Annotated in this window: 16 protein-coding genes; 6 read left to right on the top strand and 10 right to left on the bottom strand. The window is 69.3% G+C overall.

What is annotated here, in order from left to right:
* Positions 1-837, top strand: an 837-nt coding sequence (locus ACTJJK_RS20285) for an autotransporter domain-containing protein (RefSeq protein WP_440731101.1), incomplete at its 5' end; no start/stop codon positions are given.
* A gap of 108 nt (positions 838-945) precedes the next feature.
* Here the strand turns inward: ACTJJK_RS20285 and ACTJJK_RS20280 are convergent.
* The 3 genes from ACTJJK_RS20280 to ACTJJK_RS20270 form a co-directional block, all read right to left on the bottom strand.
* Positions 946-3,027, bottom strand: coding sequence for a phosphocholine-specific phospholipase C (locus ACTJJK_RS20280; protein WP_440731100.1), 2,082 nt, complete (start codon positions 3,025-3,027; stop codon positions 946-948).
* Between the two features lie 145 nt (positions 3,028-3,172).
* The gene (locus tag ACTJJK_RS20275) at positions 3,173-4,453 is read right to left on the bottom strand and encodes an amino acid permease (RefSeq protein ID WP_440731099.1); all 1,281 of its coding nucleotides are present in this window, start codon (positions 4,451-4,453) and stop codon (positions 3,173-3,175) included.
* A 4-nt stretch (positions 4,454-4,457) separates the two neighbouring features.
* The gene (locus ACTJJK_RS20270) at positions 4,458-5,582 is read right to left on the bottom strand and encodes an aromatic ring-hydroxylating oxygenase subunit alpha (RefSeq protein WP_440731098.1); all 1,125 of its coding nucleotides are present in this window, start codon (positions 5,580-5,582) and stop codon (positions 4,458-4,460) included.
* Positions 5,583-5,779: 197 nt separating this feature from the next.
* Between ACTJJK_RS20270 and ACTJJK_RS20265 the strand changes: the two genes are divergently transcribed.
* Genes ACTJJK_RS20265 through ACTJJK_RS20250 form a run of 4 tightly spaced genes read left to right on the top strand, consistent with a single transcriptional unit; the run spans position 5,780 to position 10,392 of the window.
* Positions 5,780-6,463: a vWA domain-containing protein gene (locus ACTJJK_RS20265; RefSeq protein WP_440731097.1), complete on the top strand. Its 684-nt coding sequence runs from the start codon at positions 5,780-5,782 to the stop codon at positions 6,461-6,463.
* A 17-nt stretch (positions 6,464-6,480) separates the two neighbouring features.
* A complete protein-coding gene (locus ACTJJK_RS20260) occupies positions 6,481-7,242 on the top strand; it encodes a PP2C family serine/threonine-protein phosphatase (RefSeq protein WP_031373079.1) in 762 nt (253 codons plus the stop codon).
* A 10-nt stretch (positions 7,243-7,252) separates the two neighbouring features.
* Complete coding sequence (locus ACTJJK_RS20255; protein ID WP_440731096.1) at positions 7,253-8,755, top strand: hypothetical protein; 1,503 nt, start codon at positions 7,253-7,255, stop codon at positions 8,753-8,755.
* Positions 8,752-10,392 carry a hypothetical protein gene (locus ACTJJK_RS20250; protein ID WP_440731095.1) on the top strand — a complete coding sequence of 547 codons (1,641 nt, stop codon included), beginning with the start codon at positions 8,752-8,754 and terminating at the stop codon, positions 10,390-10,392. Before ACTJJK_RS20255 ends, ACTJJK_RS20250 begins: the two co-directional genes overlap by 4 nt.
* 40 nt (positions 10,393-10,432) lie before the next feature.
* On the opposite strand, the gene ACTJJK_RS20245 is transcribed toward ACTJJK_RS20250, so the two are convergent.
* The 6 genes from ACTJJK_RS20245 to ACTJJK_RS20220 form a co-directional block, all read right to left on the bottom strand.
* Entirely contained in the window at positions 10,433-11,839 is a 1,407-nt protein-coding gene (locus tag ACTJJK_RS20245; protein ID WP_031373082.1) for a hypothetical protein, read from the bottom strand.
* Positions 11,840-12,384: 545 nt separating this feature from the next.
* Positions 12,385-12,813, bottom strand: coding sequence for a hypothetical protein (locus ACTJJK_RS20240; protein WP_031373083.1), 429 nt, complete (start codon positions 12,811-12,813; stop codon positions 12,385-12,387).
* The gene (locus tag ACTJJK_RS20235; protein WP_440731094.1) at positions 12,810-16,151 is read right to left on the bottom strand and encodes an nSTAND1 domain-containing NTPase; all 3,342 of its coding nucleotides are present in this window, start codon (positions 16,149-16,151) and stop codon (positions 12,810-12,812) included. Before ACTJJK_RS20235 ends, ACTJJK_RS20240 begins: the two co-directional genes overlap by 4 nt.
* Before the next feature lie 449 nt (positions 16,152-16,600).
* On the bottom strand, positions 16,601-16,822 hold the full coding sequence (locus tag ACTJJK_RS20230; RefSeq protein ID WP_440731093.1) for a hypothetical protein: 222 nt from the start codon (positions 16,820-16,822) through the stop codon (positions 16,601-16,603).
* 163 nt (positions 16,823-16,985) lie between these two features.
* A complete protein-coding gene (locus tag ACTJJK_RS20225) occupies positions 16,986-17,630 on the bottom strand; it encodes a peroxiredoxin family protein (protein WP_440731092.1) in 645 nt (214 codons plus the stop codon).
* 221 nt (positions 17,631-17,851) lie between these two features.
* Positions 17,852-18,751 carry a DMT family transporter gene (locus ACTJJK_RS20220; RefSeq protein ID WP_440731091.1) on the bottom strand — a complete coding sequence of 300 codons (900 nt, stop codon included), beginning with the start codon at positions 18,749-18,751 and terminating at the stop codon, positions 17,852-17,854.
* Between the two features lie 96 nt (positions 18,752-18,847).
* On the opposite strand from ACTJJK_RS20220, the gene ACTJJK_RS20215 reads away from it, so the two are divergent.
* Positions 18,848-19,618, top strand: a complete 771-nt coding sequence (locus ACTJJK_RS20215; RefSeq protein ID WP_440731090.1) for a helix-turn-helix domain-containing protein — start codon at positions 18,848-18,850, stop codon at positions 19,616-19,618.
* Positions 19,619-19,750: 132 nt separating this feature from the next.
* On the opposite strand, the gene ACTJJK_RS20210 is transcribed toward ACTJJK_RS20215, so the two are convergent.
* A complete protein-coding gene (locus ACTJJK_RS20210; protein ID WP_440731089.1) occupies positions 19,751-21,190 on the bottom strand; it encodes an amidohydrolase family protein in 1,440 nt (479 codons plus the stop codon).
* Positions 21,191-21,499: the final 309 nt, after the last annotated feature.

Raw genomic sequence — 21,499 nt, 5'->3', positions numbered from 1 at the left:
CACCATCGCTCGCTGCTCGATAACGGCCTGGCGAGCGAGTCCGACGGCTCTTGCGCCTGGGCCAATGCCGAGGCGGCCGATTACGACGAGAGCAAAACCCGCATTGAGCAGTTGGAAGTCGGTGTCTGCACCGACCTCGGTCCGGCGCGCCTGGGCCTGGGCCTGGGCAAGGCCAAGGCGCGGCAGGAGTGGGACCTTGGCAGCCAAGGCAAGTCCGAAGGCGAATACCTGCTCGGCGAGGCGGCGTTCAAGTTCGGCGAACAATGGCAGGGCAGCCTGCTGGGCTATTCCGGCCGGTTCGATGTCGATTCGCAGCGTCGTTACTACAATGGCACCGATGTGCATACCTCGTCGGCGCGGCCGGATGCGAAGGTGGCGGCGCTGCGCGCGCGTTTGGACTGGAAGGACGCGGCGCAGTGGGGCAGGGTGAGAGTTTCGCCGTACCTGTCCTACACCTGGAGCAAGACCGAGCTGGATGCTTACAGCGAAGACGGCGGCGGTTTCCCGTCGCGCTTCGAGCGCAGCGATTGGACGACGCGCGATGCGCGCTTGGGCACGGCGTTCTCGGGCCGGATCGGCGGCAGCAACGAACTGACGGTGTCGCTGGAAGCGGTCCGCCGTCTGGACAAGACGGTCAGCGGCACGCGCGGCGAGATCATCGACCTGTTCGGGTTCGATCTGCCCGGCGGCGAACTGGACCGCAGCTGGGGGCAGGCCTTGGTGGACTTCGACCACCGTTTCGGCAACGGTTCGGTGCTCGGCGTCGGCGCACGCGCATCCTCGTCGGGCGGCGATGCGGATTGGGGCGTGTCGGCGAGCTACCGACTGGCGTTTTGACGGCCGCATCGTAAGCCGTTGGAGATAACGGCCGCCCCGCGATTCGCGCGGGGCGGCCGTTTCGTTTCGCATCGGCGATTTCTCAGCGGCGATCCCGCGAATGGTCGTTCAGATCAGGCCCGGATCGGTGATGCCGTGCGCGCCGGTTTCGATGCGGCCGGCGAGGCGGCGGTAATACTCCGGGTCGTTGGCGTCGGTGAGCACGAAGTCGTACCACTGGTGGCTTTCGTCGAGGCGGATCGGGCGCTGGCGGGTGGTGCCCGGGCCCAGGCGTTCCAGGCGCGCTTCGTACAAACCGTATTGGTCGGCGATGCTCAGCCGCACCGGTTTGTGAGTGGTGTTGCGCAAGGCCAGGATCAGTTTGCGGCGGCGCAGGCGCAGGTCCGGCACGGTCGTCGCCGAGGGGTTGGCGCCGTGCAGGGAGCCGCGGAACTCGCGGAAGAAGCCGTTCGGTGCGAACACCTGCAAGGCATAGGCGCGGGCACCGTCGCCGTCGAGCGCCCACTCGCCGTGCAAGGACTTGTCGGGCTCGACGGTGTAGCGGCGCGGGATCGCGTTCGGGTCGAGCAAGTCGTAGACATGGAACACCGCGCTGGCGCGGCCTGTGTTGCCGAAGTGCAGGCGCACGCGCCGTGCACCGACATCGATGCGTTCGCCGACTTGCAGGTCGTAAGGCAGGGCGCGCGAGGGCCTGATGCCGCGTTCCTGTTGCGCCGCGCTCGCCACCGTCGGCGGTTTCGGCGCCGGCAAGCGGCTTTGTTCGGCGACGATGCGGTCGGCGTCGCTGGTGTCGGGCAAGGCCGGGATCGGTTCGCGGTTGGGGTCGACGAAATTGAAGGCGCTGGTGAGGTCGCCGCAGACCGCGCGCCGCCACGGGCTGATGTTGGGTTCCATGACGCCGAAGCGGCGTTCCAGGAAACGGATCACCGAGGTGTGGTCGAACACCTGCGAATTGATCCAGCCGCCGCGGCTCCACGGCGAGATCACATAGGTCGGCACGCGCGGGCCGAGGCCGTAGGGGCGGTCGTAGTAGATCGGCGGGTCGTTGGAGGTGCCGTGCGAAGGGCCCGAGCGCGCGCGGTGGTGCTCGCCGCGCAGGTCGACGGTGGAGCCGCCGAGATAGCCGCCGTGGCCGTCGAGCGAAGGCGGCGCCGGCGGCGGAACGTGGTCGAAGAAGCCGTCGTTCTCGTCGAAGTTGACGATCAGCACCGTGCGCGCCCAGACCTCGGGGTCGGCGGTCAGGGCGTCGAGCACGCGCGCGGTGTAGTCCGCGCCCCAGATCGGCGCCGACGGCCCCGGATGCTCGGAGTATTTCGCCGGCGCGACCAGCCACGACACCTGCGGCAGGCGGCCGCTGCGCACGTCGGCGGCGAGGTCGTCGAGGGTCCAGGTCTTGAGCGCCTTCTCGGCCAAGGCCGAGCCCGGCAACGCCGCGCGGAACTGGCGGAAGCCTTCGAGCGGGTTGTCGGTGAAGTTGTCGTCCATGTCCTGGTACAGCTTCCAACTGACCCCGGCTTGCTCAAGGCGCTCGGGATAGGTCGTCCACCAGTAACCTTCATTGGCCGGGCCGTAGTCGTCGAAGGTGTTGACGATCGCCGGGCCGCCGCGGTCGGCGGCCGGGTTGTTGGTGCCGGTCCAATGGAACAGGCGGTTCGGGTTGGTGCCGGTCTGCTGCGAGCAGTGGTAGGCATCGCACAGGGTGAAGGCGTTGGCGAGCGCGTACTGGAACGGGATGTCGGCCTGGCGGTAATAGCCGAGCGAGCGCTCGGTCTTGGCCGGCAGCCAGCGGTCCATCAGGCCGTTGTTCCAGGCCGCCTGCGAATCGGGCCAGGTGTGCGGCGTGCCGCCGATGCGCTGCGCGCTCGTGGTCGTGGTGTCGAGGTGGTAGGGCTGGATCTCGCGGCCTTGCGCGGTCTGCTGGTGCCACACCGGCTTTCCGTTCGGCAGCGGTATCGGAAAGCGGTCGCCGAAGCCGCGCACGCCGCGCATCGCTCCGAAGTAGTGATCGAAGGAGCGGTTCTCCTGCATCAGGATCACCACGTGCTTGACGTCGTGGATGGTGCCGGTGACGCGCGCGGCGGGGATCGCCAGCGCTTTCTGGATGCTTGGCGGGAACAGGTTGAGGGCGAGTCCGGTGGCGGTGGCGCCGGCGGCGCTGCGCAGGAAGTCGCGGCGTTGTTGGTCGGTCATGGGTAATCCGTGCAGTCGTTCGGGGGAATCGATGGGCGGCCGATCTCCCAGCCTGCTTGCGCAACGTGGCATCGCGGTTACCGCGGCGAGAGCGGTGCGCCGACTTGTGCGCCAGCGCTCATTGTGTGTGCCCGGTCGGTGCTGCTCAGCGTCGCAGTCGCAACAGCAGATGCACCGGCAGTCCGGCCGCGACCAGCACCGCGCCCCACGACAAGGCCTCGGCGCCGATGCCCCACAACGCGTACAGGCTGAAGGCGAGGGCGAAGCCGGCGACGATGCGGCTGCGGCCCTGGCCGCGCAGCAACCACGCCGCGCTGCCGGCGACGTAGGGCAGCAAGGTCGCGGCGGTCGACAGCAGGATGGCGAAGGTGAATACCTGCACCAGCGTGCGGCTGTAGTTCGACAGCACCAGGGCACTGGCCAGGGCGGCGCCGATCACGATGCCGAGCCTGGGCGTGCCGCGCGCATCGACGCGGGCGAAGAACGCCGGAAACACGCGGTCGCGCGCGGCCGCCAGCGGCAGTTGCCCCGACAACAAGGTCCAACCGTTGAGCGCGCCGAAGCAAGACACCGCCGAGACCGAGGCGAGGGCGAGGCCCGCGGCCGGGCCCCAGATCGAGGCCGCGGCATCGGCCATCGGCGAGGGCGATTGGCGCAGCGTTTCGGCCGGCACCAGGCCGAGCACCACGGTGCAGGCGAGGATGGTGGCGATGCCGGCGAGCAAGGTCCCGATCACGGTCGCGCGCGGCACGTTGCGTTCCGGGGCGGCGATGGCGTCGGCCGGCACGGTCGCCGCTTCCAGGCCGAGCAGCGCCCACAAGGTCAGCGCCGCGGTCGCATTGGCCACCTGCGGCAATGAACCGCCACCGGGATTGAACGGGCGAAACGCCGTGCCGGGATCGAGCCACCACAGCGCGACCACGCCGAACAACAACAGCGGCAACAATTTCAGGGCGGTAGTGACGAGCTGCATGCGGCCGGCTTCGCGTACCCCGGCCAGGTTCACGCCGGCGCAGATCCACAGCGCCGCCAGCGCGCAGGCCGCGGCACGCGCGGGCGTCGCGGTCAGCTGCGGCGAAATCGCGCCGAGGCTGCCGGCGAAGGCCACCGCGATGGCGGCGTTGGCGCACCAGATCGAGATCCAGTAACTCCAGGCGACGACGAAGCCGACGCTGTCGCCGAAGGCGCGATGCGCATAGGTGTAGGGCCCGCCGCTGTGCGGCCAGCGCATCGCCATGCGGGCGAAGGTCCAGGCGAGCAACAAGGCCCCGCACAAGGTGATCGCCCAACCGATCAGGCTGGCGCCGCCGTAAGGCGCCAACGCCGCCGGCAGCAGGAACACGCCGCTGCCGATCATGCTGCCGACGACCAGCGCCGTCGCGGTCCACAGGCCCAGCGGGCGTGCGCTCGCGGGCGTGGTCCGCAAGCGGCTAGCGCTCCACCAAGGCGGCGGGAATCGCGGCCGGGCCGGCATCGCGATAGGCGTCGCGCAACAACTCCTGGAAGTGATGCACGGCGTTTTCGCGCAAGGGGTTCAGGCGTCCGGCCACGTACGAGCCCGAGGCCAGCCCGCGTTGCACGTCGGCGCAGATGGTCAGGTCTTCCAACTGCACTTCGTCGCTGAATTCCAGGTCGGCCTCGCGACGCGTGCGCGCCTCGAGCGAGTCGTCGGAGGTGTAGTAGAAATCGAACTCGACCCGGCAACGGTCGACGCCGATCGGAACCACCCGGTTGGTCTGCAGCCGCCCGGGCAGGATGTTGAGCATGGTGTTCGGCCACAGCCAGTAGTACAGCGCGTCGCCGTTGCCGTACAGGCCGTCGCCGCTTTCCAGCGGGCTCCATTGATAGGAATACCAGCGCGCGGTCTCGGTGATGTAGCTGCGGTAATCCAGCAGGCGGTTGAGGCCGGGATGGATGTGCGGGACGTGGTAGCCCTCGAGATAGTTGTCGACGTAGACCTTCCAGTTGCAGGCGACGTCGTAACCGACCCGGTGATGGTGGCGGTAGTGTTCGAGGCCGCGTTGGGTGCCGATGCGCGCATCGATGCCGGCGACGAACTCGTCGAAATCGAGGTTCGGATGCGAAGCGGCGAACACCAGCCCCTGCCAGACCCGCACCCGCAACTGCGGCAGGCGGATCTGCGCCGGATCGAAGTCGGGCGCCTGCGCCATCTCCGGCGCCGAGCGCAGCACGCCGTCGAGGCCGTAGGTCCAGCCGTGGTAGCGGCAACGCAGCGAACGCGCGGCCAGGCCGTCGCAACTCGCGATCGGCCCGGCGCGATGCCGGCAGACGTTGTGGAAGACGCGGATCTCGTCGTCGGCGCCGCGCACCGCGATCACCGGCAGACCGGCGAAGTCGGCGACGACGTGATCGCCGGCGTCGCGCAACTGGCAGACATGGGCGATCAACTGCCAGGCGGGGTCGAAGATGGTGGCGCGGTCGCGCGCGGCCATGGCCGGCTCGACGTAGTAGCGCGCGGGCAGGGCGGTGGCGTGGCTGAGCGCCTGCGGAGCGAGATCGGCAGCGGCGGCGACGTGGGCGGCGGGCTCGGTCATGGCCCGAGTATCGCGCCGCAGCGGGGCCGCGCCTAGGCCCGGCGAATGGGCGCGACGCAGGCGCGGCCGTATCCGCCGCGCAGGGCCTGTTCGCAGGCGTTTGCAGGCCGATGTGGCGCGCCGCGACCTGGGCCCGCGCCGACCACCCCGGCTCGTGGCTATACTCGGCCCCTATCTCCATGCAGCAAAGGAATGCCATGAATCAGCCCGTCATCCCCGATGTAGCCCTGGTCGACAACACCGAGCAGCGCACCCCGCTGGTGTTGGTGCTCGACTGCTCCGGCAGCATGCTCGGCGAGCCGGTCCGGCAATTGAACGAAGGCCTGAAGCTGCTCGAACAGGAGCTCAAGTCCGACGTGATCGCGGCCAAGCGCGTGCGCGTGCTGGTGGTGCGCTACGGTGGTTTCGACACCGCCGAAGTGGTCGGCGACTGGTGCGACGCGATGGATTTCACCGCGCCGACCCTGGAAGCCGAAGGCACCACGCCGACAGGCCGCGCCATCGAACTGGCCCTGGCCGAAGTCGAAAACGAAAAGCAGCGCTTCAAGCAGGCCGGCATCGCCTACACCCGGCCGTGGCTGTTCCTGATGTCGGACGGCTCGCCGACCGACGCCTGGGAAACCGCGGCCAAGCAGGCGCGCGACGCCGAGCAGGCCAACAAGGTCGCGATCTTCCCGATCGCGGTCGGCGAAGGCTCGCAGGACAAGGTCATGGCCCAGTTCAGCAGCAAGGGCGCGGCCGGCGTGAAGCGCCTGCAGGGTCTGCAGTTCCGCGAATTGTTCCTGTGGCTCAGCGCGAGCATGCAGGTGGTGTCGCAGTCGCGGCCGGGCGGTCAGGCGCAGTTGCCCTCGACCGACACCTGGTCGTCGGTGCCGACCTGAGCGGCGGGTCCCGGGCCATGGGCTGGCGGATCTATGCGGCATCGGCCACCGGAAAATCGCATCTCGACAAAGGCATTCCCTGCCAGGACGCGTTCGCTTTCCACGCCGACGGCGACGTCCTGGTGGCGGTGGTCTGCGACGGCGCGGGTTCGGCGGCGTCGAGCGACGTCGGTTCGCGCCTGACCGCCGACACGGTGGTGCGCAACCTGGCCGCGGCCTGGGCGCAGCAGGGCGATGCTTCGGCGACGAGCGAGCAGGCGGTGTTCGAACTGGCGGCAGCCGCGGTGCTCGACGCGCGTGCCGCGCTGATCGCCGTGGCCGGCGCAGCGCAGGCGGAGTTGTCGAGTTATGCCGCGACCCTGGTCGGCTTCGTCGGCGATGCGGAGCGTGGCTGGTTCTTCCATATCGGCGACGGCCTCGGCGTCGCCGAAGCGGCCGATGCGCAGACCCACGCCGCCCGCGTGTCGGCGCCGGAGAACGGCGAGTACGCCAACGAAACTTACTTCGTCACCGGCGAGGCCTGGCGCGAGCATTTGCGCGTGCTGGCCGTGCCGTACCCGGTCGCTCGCTTGAACCTGATGTCCGACGGCGCGATGCCGTTCGCGATGGAAAAGGGCAATGCCGGCCTGTACCGGCCCTTCATCGATCCGGTCGCGCGTTATCTGGCCTCGGTCGACGAAGACGCGGGCAGCCGCGCCTTGTTCGGTACCCTCGACGATCCGCGCACGCACGGCATCACGTCCGACGACAAGACCCTGCTGATCGCCTTGCGGGTCTGATCCGGGCGCCATGACTCTGCGCAGCGGCAGCAGCATCCGGATCGGGCCTCGGCGCTCGACGCTGGGCGCGCTGATCAAGAGCGGCGGCGCGGGCAGCGTATACCTGCTGCCCGACGACGCTCACAGCGTCGCCAAGATCTATCACGAGCGCGTCGACCCGCCGAGCTATACCGACCGCATCGAGGCGATGCTGGAACTGCGCCCGCATCTGCCCGACCAGGTCGAGGGCGGCAAGCGTTACGTCCAGATCGCCTGGCCGCATGCGGTGGTGCGCGACGAGCGCGGGCGTTTCGTCGGTTTCACCATGCCGGCGCTCGACGTGAAGTCGACCTCCGAACTCGAACAGGTGCTGCAGGAGCGGCAGGCGCGCGCGGCCGGGCTGCCGGTCGGGCTCGGCGCCAAGGTCACGCTGGCCGCCAACCTCAGCGCGGTGCTTGCCGCGCTGCACGCGCAGCATCACTACGTGGTCGACCTGAAGCCGGTCAACCTGCGCTTCTATCGCGCATCGCTGTACATCGCCTTGCTCGACTGCGACGGCTTCAGCATCCAGGGTCAGGGCAAACGTTTCTCTGCGCCGCAGGTCACGCCGGATTACCTCGCCCCGGAGTTCCAGGCGCGCAAGCTCGGTCCGGACGGCGAGGAAACCCAGGACCGCTTCGCCCTGGCCGTGGTCGTGTTCCAGTTGTTGAACTTCGGCATCCATCCCTACAGCGGCCGGCCGGCTTCCGACCGCGTGCCGACCGACATCCCGGCGCGCATCCGCGAGCGGCATTACGCCTACGGCCTGCGCGCCCATCGGATGATGACGCCGAGCCCGGTCAGCGCGCATGCCGCGATCCCGCTGGAGCTGCGCGAGTTGTTCGACCGCGCCTTCGGCAAGGACGGCGAGCAGCGGCCGAGCGCGGCCGAGTGGAGCCGCGCTTTGCGCAGCTATGCGCAGCCTTCGAGCGGGCGCCTGGTCGTGTGCGCGCGCAATCGCGAGCATCAGCACTACGCCAGCCAGCCGTGCGCGTCCTGCGTGCGCGCCGAGCTGATCGCGAAGACCGCGCGCAACGCCAAGCCGCGGCCGAAACCGAATCCGCGGCCGGAGCCTTCGGGCGGTCGGCGCGGGGCGCGCGGGCCGGTTTCTGCGGTGACCGCCGCGCAGATGGCCCAGATGCAGGCGCAACTGACCCGCATGCAGGCGCAGATGCAGGCGCAGACTGCGCAGAACGTGGCGCAGGCGCAGCGGTCCTGGTGGCCACGCGGGTCTGGCGCGGCCGTCGCGAGCAAGCCTTGGTCGTCGCGAATCGGCATCGCAGTGCGGGTCAGCCTGGCGGTGGCGCTGCCCTGGTCGTTCGCCCGGATCGCTCAGTTCGTGCAGGCCTTGTACGCCCAGTTGCTGCCGAGCTCGGGCGCGGCCGCGCTCGACGGCTGGATGAACGCGATCCTGATGACCTTGCTCGGCGCCGGTTTTCTGGCCGCTTGCGGCGTGTTCATGCTGGTCCTGCCGAGGATGCTCAAGAACCGATGAGCCGGCCCAAGCCCTTGCAGCGTTTCCGCTACACCCGCATGGCCTGGGGCAAGCTGGCCGTGCTGCTGTTCTTCACCTTGATCCTGCTGGCGCCGTTCACCGGCTGGTTGATGTCCTTGCCGCTGTGGGCGATGGACGTGGCCGGGCATTGGGTGTCCTCGCCGCTGCACAGCCGCGACGAGCGCTGGTTCAACCTCGCCTTGTTGATGGCGGCGGTGCCCAGCCTGATCGCGGTGCTGATGCGCTCGATCGAGCACAACGACCGCGAACTGCGCATCGGCGTGGTGGTGGCGGCGTTCGCCGTGGTCGCGATCCTGGTCGCGCCGGCGCGCAACGCGCAGCGCTTCCCCGCCGATGCGATCGTCGGCGGCGTGCCGGCCGCGCCCGCCGAGCCTTCGGCGATGGCCGATGCGCTGGCGTCGCCGGCGCCCGCGGCGGTCTCGCCGCCGCCGCCGCGTTCGGCGCGCGAACGCGAGGCCGAGATCGATGCCCTGATCCGCGGCGCCGCGAGCAGCGCCGCGCACGGCGATTCCTTCTATCGCCAGCAGCTCGCGATGATCGCGGTGCAGGCGCAGGGATCGAACGCGAAGCGCGATGCCGACCGCTACGACGGTGCGATGCGGTTGTATCGCGAAGCCTCGGCGGCCTTGCAGCCGGGCGCCGGCGCCGAGCGCATCGAGCCGATCGAGCACTATTTGTCCGCGGCGGTGGCGGCCGACCCTTCGCGCGCATTGCCGCCGCGCGAGCTCGGCATCTGGCGGCTCGGCGCTTTCATGGACGGCCTCGGCCGCTATGGCGCCGCTGCGGAGCGGCCGCTCGACATCGTCGATGCCGAAAGCCTGCGCCGCCAGCGCGACGCGGCGCGGGCGAATTTCCTGCAGGCCTTGCGCACCAACCCGACCTTCGACGGCGCCTGGCGCGGCCTGGCCTGGACCTGGCTCTACGACCAGCCGGACCTGGCCCTGGGCGCCTTGATGATCGAAGCCGAACAAGTCGGCCGTGCCGCCGGTTCGCGCGCGGTGCGCCAACGCATCGACGTCGCCGGCGGGGCCGAGGCCGCGCCGCGTTTCCAGATCCTGCAGGCGCGCGCGCAGGAGGTGGCGATGGAACTGCATGGGCTGTCGATCCCGGCCGCGGTGCGGGTGATGGCGCGCCGGCCGCTGCCGTCCCTGCCGCCGGCGGTAGCGACGATGCAGAAGATGGTCGGCACCGGCGCCGGTGTCGCAGTCGAGCCCGCGCCCGACGATCTGTCGACGATCCCGCGCTTGTCGGATGCCTTGGACGCGGTCGCTTTTCGCGGCGCGAAGGCCGCGCCGAGCACGACCGCGCTGCTGGCCACTCCCTGGCGTCGTGGCGCCCTGGTCGTCGCCGGCCCGCTCGACCTCAGTCACTGGCGTGCGCGCGTTGGGGCGGCCGGACAAAAATCCTTCGATGCCCGCATCGCCGGTTGGCCGCGCTATCGCATCGCGCGCGGTTTCGATCTTCCGCGCGGGCTGGACCGCTCCGCGCCGGCGATCCTGGTATTGCCGGCGATGATCGAACGTCCGCGCGGCGACTTGGGCAACGTGGTGCTGCTCGATGCCTCCAGCGGCGCCTGCTCGGGCCGTTACTGCGGCTGGGTCTTGCGCGGTCCGTGAGCGCTCGCGCGGCTTGTTGGCCGCGGCGCGCGGTCGAGGCTCAAGCGTTCGGCAGCTCGGCGATGGTCACGCCGATGATCAAGGGCACCTCCGAGGTGGTGGTGCCGGTGAAGCTCAGGCTCGCCGGGTCGGCTTTCCAGCCGGCGCGCGCGCTGCCGCCTTCGGCTTCGAGGGTGAAGGGGCCGATGCGCAAGCCGGTGGCGAACTTGAAGACGTTGGCGAAGCGGCGGAAGGTCGAGGTGGTGGTGCGGATGCTGAAGCTCGGTTTGTAGCCGACGACCATGCCGCTCTTGACCAGGCCGAAGAAGCCCTTTTCGCCGAACACCGCCTGGCCGCGTTCGTCGCCGAACGGGCTGTAGCCGTGGACGAAGGGGCCGTCGATCATGCTGCGGGCGAATTCGCCGTCGTACCAGCCGCCCGGGGCGATGCGGATCCGGTCGACCGCCTGGAAATCCAGCGACAGTTCGAGTTGGTTGTCGAACTCGAATTCGTCGATGCGCTCCCAACGGCCGTTGATGCGCACCTGCCAGAACAACTGGCGGATCTTGCCCTGGCGCCCGGCCCAACTGCGGCCGAAATCGTAGGGCGCCTCGCGGTTGCTGAAACCCACGGTGGCGCCGGCCGGGCCGTGACCGGCCTGGACCCGTGCGACCCAGTCGGCGGCGTCGTGTTCGACCTGCCAGTCGGGGACCTTGGCCATCTTGATCAGGTTGAGATCGGCCAGGCGGACGTGAAAGTCGTCGCTGCCGCAACGGCGCTGGGCCGCGCCGAGTTCGACCGCGTCGCACTGCGCGATCAAGGCCGAGTAGTGCGCCTGCGCCTGGTTCATCGCGGTCTCGGCGGCGACGATGCGCGCCTGGTAACCACGGCCGCCGCTGCGGCCCAGCCACTCGCTGAAGCAGGGCTCGTTGTCGGCGACTTGATTGGCGTAGGCCGAGGCGGCCGAGGTCGTGGCCAGGGTGTAGTGGTTGGTCGCCACGACCAGTTCGTCGTCGGCGTCGTGCAGGTGCTGGCGCAGGCTCGGGTATTCGGTCGCGGCCGGGATCACGTTGAGGAACTGCTGATAGGCCTGGTGCACCGGGTCGCCACTGGAGACGTAAGCGCCGATCGCGCTCCAGCGCGGCGCGGTCGCGCAGAAGTCGTGCTGGGCGGCGCTGATGAAACCGGCCTGGGTGAGCGGCCAGTCCCAACGCGTCGACGGATAGACCAGTTGGAAGTCGTCCGGCGAGACGTCGATCGAATCGGTCAGGGCCCGGTACAGCAGGCCCCAGGGCTTGTCGTCGAAATCGTTGTTGGCGGCCAGGCCGGCATCGAGGCGGGCGAGTTCGAGCAGGCGCCGGTCCTGGGCGCCGTGGCGGAACTGCGAGAGCGGGCCGATGTCGTCCTGCGAGTCGAGCGTGTCGCCGCCGTCGCCGGACAAGGTGTAGGGATAGTCGGAATCGGACATGGCCGGGCTCCTGCGAATCCGCCGGGGCGGGTTCGTGCCGGACACCGTGCGCCGGCCGGCGCATCGGTCCCGGCGGCGGCACGCGGCGGTCCGGGTGAGCGCAGATTCCTCGCAGCGCTTCCGGTCTGCCTTACGGCAACCTTACGGTCGGTTTTTCCTTGTGCGATCAATGCTTTGGTGCAACAGGTCGCGCCTTGCCGGAGGCGAACGAACAGGTTCGCTCGCCGTCGTCGGCGCGGGTTCTGGCCGCTTTGCGTCGTTCGCGACGTGGGCCGGGCAGTGGCCGGCATTGCGGCGCGGCCGCCGATAACCCGTCATTCCCGCAAAGGCGGGCTCGGCTCTTCTCCGGCGATGGCCGAACATCCAGAGTCTTCTGCCGGCCGCCGGGCGACAGCGCCGGATCGGTGCCGAAGCGGGAGACGAACGAGGCGGTCGAACCGCCAACATGGGCAGCGGCCGTTGGGTAACGGCCGCTGCGGTTTCCGGCGGTCGGTCGCCGCTGCGCTCGCGGTGCGGGCGCAGCGCCGTCGACAGGCCGCGGCGGGTCAGCGCTTGCGCTTGCCGGCCTGCGGGGTGATTTCCGGGTCGTTGCCGACTTGGGGGTCGCAGGCGACCAGGACGCCGCGCTTGTGGTCGCGCACCAGCACCGAGAAGAAGATCAGGGTCTGGGTGTCGTTGCGGTTCATCATGCTGGCGCTGCGTCCGTCGGCGGCGATCTTGGTGTCGTAGATCTGGTCCTTGGCGTCGGAGTTCAGCACGCCCTCGATCTTAAGATCCTTGGACACTTCTTTTTCGAGGCGGTAGGTGATCTTGACCGGGCTCTGGTCCTTGCCGACGGTGACTACGTCGGGCGAGAAACTGTAGAAGTAACGGCCTTGCGCGGCGTTGCCGCCGAACACCACATGGGCGACGGTGAGTTCGATCTCGAGCGTGGCCGGCTTGGTCTTGGTCTTGTTCTTGGACTTCTGAGTCATTGCAGGGCTTCCTGGCGGGTGGGTGGAGCGTAGAAGGCGATGAAATCCGGGTGGCGGTAGCCGCTGCGGCGCAGCCATTCGATCTGGCGCGCAACGTCGGCGTGGGCGTCGAGGTGGATCTGCGCGCGAATCCAGGTGTCGAGCAGGAAGCGATCGCGCGACTGCGGCGCGCTCGCCGCGAGCAGCCCGCGCACGCGCTTCCAGTCGGCCTCGGCGCGCTCGCGTTGGCCCACCGCGGCCAGGCGTTCGCCGCGCGAAACCAAGGCGCGCGCCAGGGTCGACAGACTGGCGGCGTCGCTGCCGCCCGAGTGCAGGGCTTCGAGGTCGGCCACGGCGCGGTCGATCTGCGCCGGCCACGGCGTCGTTGCGGCAGCGCTCTCCACCTGGGCCAGGCGCAGGCGCACGACCGCGTCGAGCCGCCGCCACTCCGGCAAGGATTGCGCTTGCGCGAGCAAGGGCGCCAAGGTGCTCAGCGCTTCGCGCATTTGCTGGACGGCCGGCGCATGCGCGCCGCGCAACGCGTCGATCCAGCCGGCGTGGGCTTGGGCATGGGCGAGGTCGCGGCGCCAGGTGCGGTTGTCGGGTTGCTGCTCGACCAGTTGGCGCAACAGGGACCGGGTTTCCTCGGCATCGCGAGCGGCCTCCTCGATCCGGCCCCGATCCAGCGCCAGGATCGAGCTGCGCAACAACGCGGTCGCGAGTTTGCGTCGCCAGGCATTGGCGTCGGGTTCGTCGGCGACCAGTTCGCGCAGCATCCGGGTCTGCAGGGCGTAGCCGGCGGCGGCCGCTTCGAGTTGACCGCGCGACTCCTGCGCGGTGCTGAGCCAGGACAGGCTGTCGACCAGTTCGTAACGCAGCGACTTGTCGTCGGGCTTGCGGGCGAGCAGCTCGCGCTTGATCGCGACCGAACGCGCGAACAGTTCCGCGGCCTCGTCGGTGCGCTGGCGGCTGTTGGCCAGGGTGCCGAGATTGTTCAGCGCATACGACAGTTCGAGCTGCCAGCGCGGGTCGGTCGGCGCGCGCGCGACCAATTGCTCGGCCGCGCGCAGATAGTCGAGCCAATGCGCGTGCGCCGGGTCCATGCGTTTCTGGCGGAAGTCGTAATAGCCCTGCCAGTAGGCGACCGTGCCGGATTCGGCCAGGGCCTCCAGCGAGTCGGGGGTTTCCCGGCGCGCCCGCGCCACCGCTTCGGCGGCACGCTCGAAGGCGGCGTTGGCCTCGTCGAACCGGGCCAGGTTCATCAGTACTTCGCCGACCGTGCGCAGGGCGCGCGCATGGTTGACCAGTTCGCGCGGTTGCATGTCGGCTTCCGGCATGCGTTCCAGATAGGTCAGGGCCTGGCTGCCGACGCTGTCGAGCAGTTGCAGGTTGCCGATCGGGCGCAGTTGTTCGGCGAGGTCGCCGAGCATGAAACCGACCAGTTGCTGAGCCTGGTCGCGGCGTTGTTCGGCTTCGCGCCGCGCTTGCAAGGCCTGCAGGCCCAGGCCGACCGAGGCCAGGGTCAGCGCCGCCAGGGCGCCGATCGCGCCGACCCGCAGCCATTGCTTGCGCCGTTGCTGGCGTTCGCTGGCGCGCAGGAATTCGAGGTCGGCCGCGGCCAGGTCGGCCGGCAGACGGCGCGCGGCCTCGCGCGCTTCGGCCAGCGGGCGGCCGGGATTGAGCAGGTGATCGGAACGGCGGCCTTCGCCGGCCCAGCGCCGCGCCGCGCGCTGCAGGCGTTCGCGCGCCTGCAGCAACTGGCGGTTGTCGCCGGCCCATTCGCGCGCGCGCGGCCACTGCCGCAACAGCGCCTCGTGGGCGACGCCGAAGCCCGGCTCGCCGCCGCTGAGTTCGCCGACGAACAGCCGCGCGCGCACGAAGGCTTCGGCCAGCTCGCGTGCCGCGGCATCGTCGAGCGCCGACCACAGCACTCGTCGCGCGGTGATCGCATCGCTGTCGGGGCGGATCACGATCAAGGCCGCGAGCACGCGTTCCAGGCTGGCTTGCGCGGTCGCCGGCAAGTCGGCGTACACCTGTTCGGCGCGGTGCGCCAGCGCGCCTTCCAGCCCGCCGAGCTCGCGGTAAGTGCGCAGGCTCAACACGCCGCCTTCGTCTTGGCGCTCGTACAAGGCCTGCAGGGTGTGCTGCAGTAACGGCAACGAATCGGGATGCTCGGCGGCGGCGTCGCGCAGCACGTCGTCGAGCCGGATCGAGCTTTCCGGGTCTTCCTCGAAACTCAGGCCGGCCAGCGCGGCGGGGGCGCGGATGATCTGGCCGATCTCGCCCACGCGCGGGGTCAACAGATCGATATGGCCGTCGCCGGCCTTGAGTTCGGCCAGGCCGGGCACGGCTTCGATCAGGCGCGGATAGAAATCGCTGCGGGTGATCGCGATCGCGGCGACGTGCCTGCAGCCGCACAGCGCCGCCATCGCCGCGCCGAAATCGCTGCGGTCGCGGGCGTCGATGGCCGGTTCGGCGACGACGGCCTCGCTGTGGTCGATCACCAGCAACAGGTGGGCGCGTTCGGCGCGATGCCCGGTCATGCGCAGGAAGGCGTCTTCGATGCGGGCGTGGACCTGTTCGGGCGCGGCGCGCAACTGCTGTTCCAGCGCCTCGGTCTCGGTCTCCAGGAACACCGGCCGCCCCAGCAACGACCAGCCGCACAAGGCCTGCGCCAAACGCGCGAGCAGGTCGCCGCCGCGGCAGGCGCCGAGGTCGAAGTAGACGCTGCTGAGCGCATGCAGACCGTCGAAACCGCCGTCCTGCTGCAACAGCGGCATCACCGCGGCGCGCAGCAGCGAGGTCTTGCCGCAACCGCTGGCGCCGGAGACCAGGACGAAGCGGCGTTGGCTGTCGACTTGTTCGCGCAAGGTCGCGAGCAACTCGGCGGTCGCGCGGCCGCGGCCGAAGAACACCCCGGCATGGGCCTGGTCGAACGAACGCAGACCCACGTAAGGGCTGCCCTCGGTCCACGCCGCCGCGCGCGGCAGGCCGCTGCGGTAGTCGTCGGGAAAGCTGACCCGCGCAGCCAGGCGATAGCCGCGCTTGCGGATGGTCTCGATGTAGTCGGGTTCGCGGCTGCGGTCGCCGAGTCGGCGCCGCAACTGGGCGATGGTCTTGTGGACCGGGTTGTCGCCGTAGAAGGTGCCGCGCCAGATCTCGATCAGCAGTTGCTCGGCGCTGATGACTTCGCCCGCGCGCTCGGCCAGGGCGACCAGCACTTCCATCATGCGCGGTTCGAGCGCGGTGGTTACGCCTTCGCGGACGATCGACAGACGATCGGGCTGTACCAACAGCGCGCCGATGCGGAACTGCGATACCGATGCCAGGTTCTTGATCCGGTCGATGCGTTGATGCATCGCAGGGCACGCTCGTGAGATTGGGGCGGTCGATGTGCGGGGCCAAAGGCGCATGAAGGCTTCATGCGTGCCCCGTCATCCGTAACCGCCGCTCGTTACGAGCCGGCGCAACAGGCGAAAGGCCGCCGGTGTCGTCGCGCCCCATCGCGACGTCAGGCGGGGAGTTCACTGAATCCATGCGCAAGCTAGCAAAATGTCACGCATCCGTGTGTGCTGGATCACGAATTTCAGTGACACGGCATCGAATCGGCTTGATCGGATGCCGGGGTGGCCGGCAAACAACCGATTTTGCGTGGGGCTGGCGCACACGCCGGTCTCGTACCTGGGCGGCAGCCAGGCGCCGACCGTCGCGACCGATGCCGGGCTCCGCTTCAAGGCGGATGCGGAATAAAAAAAGCCGGCCGGGGGCCACCCCCCTGCGGCCGGCAGACGCTTGCGGCCGAGGGGGATCAGCCGCAGCAATAGCAGACCAGCGGACGGCCCGGGCCGCCGGGGCCGAGTTCGCCGCCGAATTCCGGGCACTCGCTGCGACAAGCGAACGAGTTGCACGATTCCGATTGGGCCGGTGCGTCACCGTTGCCGGCGATCACCTGGAAGGCGCCGAAGCCCATCGCCGCGGAGAACAGCAGGGCGGCGAGGACGACACGGACACCACGATTGCGCTTCTTCATTACTGAGCTCCTGTCGATGTTCGCCGCGCCCTCTCCCAAGACCGCGGCGGATACGCCGGAGCCCGGCACGATGCCGGTCCGGCCGGGGCACGCGGCCAGGGCCGCGTCGTTGGCGGATGCCGGGGCACCCGCCGCAGCGTCGAGTCCCTCGACGCTGCATGGTTCATCGCGGCACCGCCGGGGCGGCGACCGCGGCCTGCACGGCGGCGCGCGACGGCGACGCGGGCCGCACTGCGCGCAGCAGTTCCTGCAAGGTCTGTTTGCTGTTGATCGCGCCGACGTGCTGGTAGCGGACCCGCCCGTCGCGGCCGATCACCAGCAGCGACGGCACTTTGCGCGCGCGGAACAGCGCCGAGGTGCGGCGGTCGTCGTGGGCGATCAAGGGAAAGTCGAGCCCGTGTTCGTCGGCATAACGGCGAGTCTGTTCGGGCGAGGCGAAGGCCACGCCGATCAGTTCGGCGCCGCCGCCGGAAGCGGCCTGCAACTGCGACGCGGCGAGTTTCAGCTGCGGCAGCGAGGCGCGGCAATGCGGGCAGGTGGTGGTGAAGAAAAACACCACCTGGCTGTCGCCGGGCGGCTGGCCGAGCTCGCGCGCGCGCCCGTCCAGCGACTGCAGGGCGACGCGCGGCACGTACATGCCGACATAGGGTTGGGTGACGCGATCGACCAGCCATTGTTGATCGTCGCGCAGGCGCCCGACCTGCCAGCCGAGCGCGACGACGAGCGCGGTGGCGACGATCAGCGCGGCCCAGAGCAGGCGCTGACCGGACCGCGAGGCCGATGTTTCGATGTCGGGTGGCGACGACATGTCACGACCCTAACAGCGAGTGTCAATGCCGAACTTGACGAGGCTCACAATGGCGATGCGCACATGGCGGCGAGCGGAGCGAGGAGCCGTTCGAGGGTAGGAGCGGCGTAAGCCGCGACCTGCGGCAGGCCGCGAGGGACCGTCCGCAGACCGGTCGTGTCTTGTGAACGAAAGAAATCCAGAAGGACGCCGTTCCTACCCAAGCCAAGCAGTCGTGGCCGTCAGCTCGCGCATTCCTGCGCGCGAACCGGCGCCGCCGGACGCTGGCGCAAGGCCTGGGCGGTCGCGACGCCGAGCAAGGTCAGTACGCCGCCGATCCAGTGATAGGTCTGCAAGGGCTCGCCGAGGAACAGCACGGCGAACACGGCAGTGAACACCGGGGTAAGGTTCATCAGCACCGAAGTCTTGTCCGCGCCCAGGCGCAGCAGGCCGTACATCCAGAACCACGGCGCCACGGTCGAGGCCAGCAGACCGGCGTACAGCACCAGCGGCAGGTTCTGCGCGGTCAAGGCCACCGACGGCGCCAGCAGGAAGCCCGGCAGCAACAGCACGCTGCCGCACAGGATCTGCAGGTACAGCGATTCGCCGTTCGGGATCGGCAGCGCCCAGCGCTTCACCAGCACGCCGTACAGCGCGTACGAGGACGCGGCCAGCAGCATCATCAGTTCGCCGCGGCCCAGGCCCTGCTGCAGTAATCGCGCAGGGTGCCCGCCGCTGAGCAGCCAGCTCAGGCCGGCGAAGGAAATCAACGCGCCGATCAACATGCCCGGCGAAGGACGCGTCTTCAGCACGAACATGCCGATTACCATCGTCATCGGCGGAATCGCGGCGACGATCAGGCCCATCGACATGGCGCTGACGCTGTGCGCGGCGAAGTAGGCCAGCGACTGGTACATGACCATGCCGAGCGCGGCGAGCACGATCAACTTGCGCCAGTGCGGACGCACCTGCGCGCGCAGCTTCCACACCCGCGGCAGCATGAAGGGCGTGAGGACGAGCAGGGCGACCAGCCAGCGGTAGAACGAAATCGCCGCCGGCTCGATCGCGCCGGCCGACAGCTTGTTGACGATCGTGTTGCCGGCCCAGATCAGCGTGGCCAGGATCGGCAGTAACAAATGCATTGCGGTGTTCCGTACAACGTGGGGCGGCTCATTCTAGAATGTCGGGTAATCGACAGATGTCGATAACCAGACAAGCCGTAGCGAGGCCCGGACAAGATGCGCAACAGCCGCCGCTTCCACTATCCCTACCGCTCCCTGCCGGGCCCCCTGCTGCTGCGTTACGAGGCCTTGGCGGTCGATACCGAGAGCGCCCTGCATCAGCACCCCTGGGGCCAGTTGGCCTTCGTCGAGTCCGGCAGCATGGCCTTCCTGATCGAGGAGCAGCCGTTCTTCGCGCCGCCCGGCTACGCGGTGTGGATCCCGCCGAAGATGGACCACAGCTCGCACAACCGGCGCGAGGTACAGTGCCGCCTGATCAATATCGCCGAGCGCTACACGCCGATGCTGCCGAAAGCGCCGGGCATCGTGCGTCTGCATCCTTTGTTCATCGCCGGGGTCGAGGACTTGTTCGATCGCGGCATCGAAGTGCCCGACACCGTGGCCGACCGGCGCCTGGCGCGGGTCTTGATCGACAAGTTGCTGGCCACGCCGATGCTGTCGCGCTTCGTGCCGCAGAGCGAAGACCGTTTGCTCGGGCCGATCCTCGATGCCTTGCAGCATCATCCCGGCGACAACACCACCCTGGAGCAGTGGGCGCAGCGCGTGCACACCACCGAGCGCACCCTGAGCCGGCGCTGCCGCGACGAACTCGGCATGTCGTTCAGCCAATGGCGCCAGCGTCTGCGTTTTCAGCAATCGATCCCGTTGTTGGAGCAGGGCCGCAGCGTGCAACAGGTGGCGGTGGCGATGGGCTATGCCAGCGCTTCGGCCTTCATCGCCATGTTCCAGCAGTTCAGCGGCACCACGCCGCAGAAGTTCCGGCGTTGAGGGACGAGCCGGCGGGCTTCAAGGGTAGGAGCGGTGCGAGCCGCGACCGACCTCGCAACGAGCGCGCAAACACGATTCTCGGTCGCGACTCATGACCGAAGGAAATCCAGCAGGACGTCGCTCCTACAAAGGCTACGGCGCGGTCTGCGCCGCCACCTTCTTGCGCACCTCTTCCAGCATCGCGTCCAGCGCCTTGCGGTCGTGAATCTTGCCGCGCAACACGAAGCTGTCGATGCGTCGGGTCGCGGCGATGTCGCGCAACGGGTCGGCGTCGAGCAGGACGATGTCGGCGGCCTTGCCGGCGGCGAGGCGGCCGTGCAGGCGCTCCTGGCCGAGGAAGCGGGCGCCGTTGATGGTCGCCGCCTGCAGCGCCTGCAACGGGGTCAGGCCGTTGTCGACGAAGCGCTGCAACTCGTCGTGCAGGCCGATGCCGGGGTAATTGAAGGAGTTCAGGAAACCCGCATCGGTGCCGGCGAGGATCGCGACCCCGGAGGACTGCAACAAGGGCAGGATCGCTGCGCTGCGTTCATAGCGTTGGTGGCGGCGCTCGATCGCCGCAGCGTCGTCCTTGGCCGCGCGTTCGACGCGCCAGGCGTAGGTCGCCTGCAGGCCGGGGCCGATATAGCGCAGATAGGTATCGCCGCGGTGGTCGTCGCGATCCAGATAAGTAGTAACGAAGCTGCCGTTGAGGGTCGGGGTGACCGCGGTGCCGCGTTGGGCCAGGCGCCGATAGGCTGCACGCGCGGTGTCCTCGTCGAAGCTGGCCTGGATCCGGTTCCAGCCTTCGCGGCTGTCTATCTCGCCGCGCGCGACCATCGCGCCGATCTCGGCTTCCTGCGGCGAGCCGGCCTTGTAGGCGTAGTCGATGTGTTCGATCGAACTGAGCCCGGCTGCGCTGACCGTATCGATGGTGAGGGTGAACGGCACGTGCGCCGAGGTGCGCAGGCCGCGTGCGTGCGCCTGCTCGAGGGCGTCGAGGAACAGCTCCGGCGACAAGGTGTTGTCGGTGATCTTGACGAAATCGACCTTCCAGCCCTGCAGTCGGTCGAGCGCCTTGGAAATCTCGGCGGCATTGCCGACTTCGATGTCGCCGGGCCAGATCGACTTGTAGCCTTCCAGTTTCGGGCCCGAGGTATAGATCGTCGGGCCGTCGAGGCGGCCGGCGGCGATCGCGTCGCGCCACTCGAACACGCTCGGGCTGAGGTCGCCGGCGGCGTCGCGCACCGCGGCGATGCCGTGGGCGAGATACAGCGGCAGCAGGTTCTTGTTCTCTTCGATCAGCTTGTCGCCGCCGCCGAAGTGGACGTGCATGTCCCATAGCGCCGGAATCGCGTACTTGCCCTGGGCTTCGACGGTCTGCGCGGCCTGGTAGCGCTTGGCCTTGGCGTCGTCGACGATGGCGACGATGCGATCGCCGCGCACGGCGATCGCCTGGTCGGCGCGGGTCCGGCCGTCGGCGACGTCGATCACGTTGGCATGCCGGATCAGCAAGTCGACGCGTTCGGCGGCAGCCGCGGCGGTGGACGAAAGCGCGAGCAGTAAGGCGGCGGACAGGCGGATCGGCGGGGGCATGCGGAACTCCGGAAGCGCGGCCGCCGCAGGGGCGGCCAGAACGGGAAGCGGCACAGGCGCGAGCACTAGCCGCATCGGCATTGTGCCCGAGGCCGGTATGGCTCCGGCTTCGCGATCTCGGACCGAATGCCACTCCGCCAGACCCGGCCATGTCCATAATGACGGCGATCCGCCGCCCGGCGCAGTCACGGAAGCTAGGCCGCTTGCGGCCGCCAATGCGTGTGCCGCTTGCGGCCGCCGATGCCCGTGCCGCCTGCGGCCGCCGATACCCAGGCCGCCTGCGGCCGCCGATACCCAGGCCGCCTGCGG

The sequence above is a fragment of the Lysobacter sp. 22409 genome, assembly GCF_052045105.1.
GTDB classification, from domain to species: Bacteria; Pseudomonadota; Gammaproteobacteria; order Xanthomonadales; family Xanthomonadaceae; genus Lysobacter; species Lysobacter antibioticus_B.
This window is presented reverse-complemented; position numbering and strand designations above follow the sequence as displayed.